Source organism: Candidatus Angelobacter sp., from assembly GCA_035607015.1.
Lineage (GTDB): Bacteria > Verrucomicrobiota > Verrucomicrobiia > Limisphaerales > AV2 > AV2.
On the sequence record DATNDF010000342.1, the window covers coordinates 1 to 3,744 of the forward strand.

Annotated in this window: 3 protein-coding genes; 2 read left to right on the forward strand and 1 reads right to left on the reverse strand. The window is 59.5% G+C overall.

Translation table 11 applies throughout. The features are described from left to right. Positions 1 to 74: 74 nt before the first annotated feature. On the reverse strand, positions 75 to 1,040 hold the full coding sequence (locus tag VN887_13710; GenBank protein HXT41062.1) for a cysteine synthase family protein: 966 nt from the start codon (positions 1,038 to 1,040) through the stop codon (positions 75 to 77). A 105-nt stretch (positions 1,041 to 1,145) separates the two neighbouring features. On the opposite strand from VN887_13710, the gene VN887_13715 reads away from it, so the two are divergent. Together VN887_13715 and VN887_13720 are read left to right on the forward strand one after the other, a co-directional pair. After that, a complete protein-coding gene (locus tag VN887_13715) occupies positions 1,146 to 3,380 on the forward strand; it encodes a DUF2961 domain-containing protein (GenBank protein HXT41063.1) in 2,235 nt (744 codons plus the stop codon). A gap of 75 nt (positions 3,381 to 3,455) precedes the next feature. Then, a partial coding sequence (locus VN887_13720) for a twin-arginine translocation signal domain-containing protein (protein ID HXT41064.1) occupies positions 3,456 to 3,744 on the forward strand: 289 nt, incomplete at its 3' end.

Here is a 3,744-nt window from a genome sequence, read left to right on the forward strand (position 1 = left end):
TACCGAGGTTGTCCCTGACCCAGTCAGTGGACACCAGCATTTCGTGATGAGTGTAGTTTGCCATAATTGTCCTTTTAAGCTTCGTTCCCCGCCGCCAGTGCGGGAATGTGTTTCATCATGTTCGAGGTGTATTTGAATATGTTGTCCGGAAAAATCATCACACCCAGGCCCTTTTTGTCACGCAGAATTATTTCGCGCGCACCCTCGTAAATCAAACCGGAACTCGGCCCGGCCAGCAATCCCTCGCTCTGGCACAGTTCCAGCGCGCGCGCGTACGCCAGCCTGAAATCCACTTCCAGTATGTCATCCACCAAAGACGAATCGAAGAGTTTCGAGACGCCCAACTGGCTGACGTTCCGGAGGCCCGGAACGTCGTGACCTTCGGTCGGCTGGACGGCGATGACTTTCACGTCCGGGTTTTTCCCCTTCAGGAATTTGCTTGTGCCGCTGACCGTGCCACAGGTGCCTAGTGAAACAAACAGATGCGTGACCCTGCCTTCGGTCTGCCGCCAGATTTCCGGGCCGGTGGTACGCACGTGGGCCAGGACGTTCTGCTCGTTCTCGTATTGGTTCGGCATCGCGTATTTCTTCGGCTGCGCCTTCGCGTGCGATTTGGCGATATTGATGGAGCCGTCGCCCAGCCCGGGAGCGGGGCAGAGCGCGTCATTCACGACGTCGAGCTCGGCGCCGGCGATCTTGAGCAGCACCTTCTTTTCGAGCGGCACCTTGTTCGGCACGACGGCCCGCATGTGGTAGCCGCGCGCCTTCGCCATGGCGGCGAGGCTGATGCCGGTGTTGCCGGAGGTGGGTTCGACGAGGCCACGGCCGTTGCCAAGTTCCCCCTGTCGCTCCATCGCCTGCAACATGTCCCACGCCGCCCGGTCTTTCACCGACCCGAACGGATTAAGCCACTCCAACTTTGCGAACAGTTGAAATTCCGGTACCGGATTCATCCGGTTGATGCGGACCATGGGCGAAGGGTTTTCCTCGTCCGGCAGCATCTCAAAAACGTCGTTATAGACGCGTGTCTGGTGGTTCATGCGAGTTGCGCAGCCAGCTTAACTAGGGCTTTGGCACGGTTGTGTCAAGGTTTGGCCCCAAACCTTTTACTTTTGTGCTGAAGCCGACTCAGCCAGACTACGGCGGTGAATTCCGGTTCGTTTCAGTTCTTCCGCCTTGGCCGCTGTTGCCGTCTGCTGCCTGCCGGCTTGATCGTGGCAGGATTCGTGTCCGGATGGTCGGCCGAACCTCCGTCGGTTCCCGTTGGTCTCGACGCCTATCGTCAATGGGATCGCTGGCCGGATCAGCGGATTGGCGTGCGTGCCTACATGCGGAGCACCTACGATCGCCGTGGCGCCAACGAAGGAGCGGACGCCAGCCACTTCCTGTATCAGGTCGCGGATGATTTCAACGTGGCGCTCGATGTCGCCGGACCGGGCGTGATGTACTTCGTCCGTTGCAACCACTGGCACGGAAGCCCTTGGCACTACGAAGTGGACGGCGCAGACCATATCGTTCAGGAAAGCAGCACGACGGATCCGAATCATCCGGTCGGGAACTCGGTTTTTATTCCCGAAAACCTTTTCCCGGCTCCGCTGGCCTGGACCTGGTCCGTCACAAGGGGAGCGGACCTGAACTGGGTGCCAACTCCTTTTGAAAAAACTTTGCGCCTCGCCTATTCGCGCACTCGCTACGGCACCGGCTATTACATCTATCATCTCTATGACCGCAGCGCGAACCTCTCGCGGCCCGTTCGTTCGTGGGATGGAAAAACGCCGCCGGACAAGGACGTACTCGAACTCATCGCGCAAGCCGGAACCGACATCGCCCCGCATCTCGGAACGCGCGAAGGGAAAAACATTGGCGTGTTGCAGATTGCCGGACGCCCGATCGCCCTGACAAAAGATGCGGTGGTCGAGGTCCGGAAAATCTCTCCGAAACAACCGATGGTGCTGCGTGCTCTGGAGTTTTCTGCTCCGCGCGAGCAGGCTGTTGAATTCGGACGTTCGCGATTGAGGATAACCTGGGACGATCTCGCTCATCCTTCTGTTGACGCGCCGGTCGCGCTCTTCTTCGGCGCGGGCACGCTCTACAATCGCGACGACCGCGAGTATCTGGTCAAAGCGTTTCCGATGAATGTCCGCTACGATTCGAATCGCGTGCATCTGGCCTGCTACTTCCCGATGCCCTTCTTCAACTCGGCGCGCATCGAACTCACCGGAAACGGGCGGACCGACCTGACCGACATCCAATGGAGCGTCCGTTATCATCCGTTGAAACAGCCATGCGACGAAGTCGCCCGTTTTCATGCCACGTATCGCGATCATCCGAATCCGGAGCCGGGCCGGGACCTGATGCTTCTCGATACGAACGAAACCGAAGGCGGCGGCGAATGGTCCGGCAATTTCGTCGGCACGTCGTGGATTTTTTCGCACCGCGCCGTGCTCAACACGCTGGAGGGAGATCCGCGCTTTTTCTTCGATGACAGTGAGACGCCGCAGGCTTATGGCACCGGCACTGAGGAATGGGGCGGCGGCGGTGATTACTGGGGAGGGCGCAACATGACTTTGCCGTTTGCGGGTCATCCCGCCGGCGCGCGCAGCGAAAACGAAGCCAGGAGCGACGAGGACAAAATCGAATCCGCCTACCGCTTTCTGCTTGCCGACCTTTTTCCTTTCGGCAAACGCGCCGTCATCCGGCTCGAACACGGCGGCGAAAATCAATCCACCGAACACTATGAAACAGTGACGTATTGGTACGGCGCCAACAGCCCAAACCTCATCAAGACGGGCGCATTGAAAATCGGCGACGCTGCCAGCGAGAGAGCGCACGACTACGTCTCGCCCGGCGCATCGGCACCCTACGAAATCACTTCGCGTTATGAATTGGGCGTGGACACGGTGAACGGAAAGGAGGTTTACCCGGCGCATACGGATCGCGGGCGCATTATGAAGGGAACGTCTGAATTCACGCTCGAACTCGATCCAAACAATTTCGGCGTGCTGCTGCGGCGCAAGCTGGATTACTCCTTCCCCAACCAGCGCGCGGAGGTCTTCGTGGCAGACGCCAGCAAACGGAAACTGGGCTATAAGCCAGCCGGCATCTGGTATCTCGCCGGAGCCAACACCTGCGTTTACTCGAATCCGAAGGAAGAACTCGGCGCGACGCAGCACGTTGTTCAAACCTCCAACCGCCGCTTTCGAGATGATGAATTCATCATCCCGCGCGAACTCACACGCGGACGGGAGCGCATCCGCGTCCGCGTCCGCTTTATGCCTGTTGATATCCCCTTGTTCCCCGGCCATCGGCTGGCCGAATTGGCGTGGAGTGAGATTCGTTACGACGCCTATTGCTGGGTGATGCCCCCCGTCCAAAAGTAGCGCGAGAGACTGCTTGCCCAAACTCCGCGCCGGCGGGATACTCTCCGCCGACCCTTTGCAGTGGTAAGGACGCTTATGACTGTTCCGACAACTCGCAGAGCCTTCCTCAAAGCGACGGGCGCGACCGGAGCCCTGTTCGCCCTGGCCGATCTCGGGTTCCTGTCGAAACTGCGCCCTGTTTCCGCGGCGGAGGCGAAACTCGAACCGCGTTTCGTCCGGTTCAACTCCGAGATCGAACCGCTGGTGCGTCTGCTCGAAGAGACGCCGCGCGAACGGTTGCTCGAGGAGGTCGCCGCGCGGATCAAACGCGGCCTGGGTTATCGCGAGGTACTCACTGCGCTGTTGCTGGCCGGAGTGCGCAACA

Excerpts from the sequence above, each read along its gene's own strand:
- VN887_13710 (HXT41062.1), bottom strand. The coding sequence starts at position 1,040 with ATGAACCACCAGACACGCGTCTATAACGACGTTTTTGAGATGCTGCCG.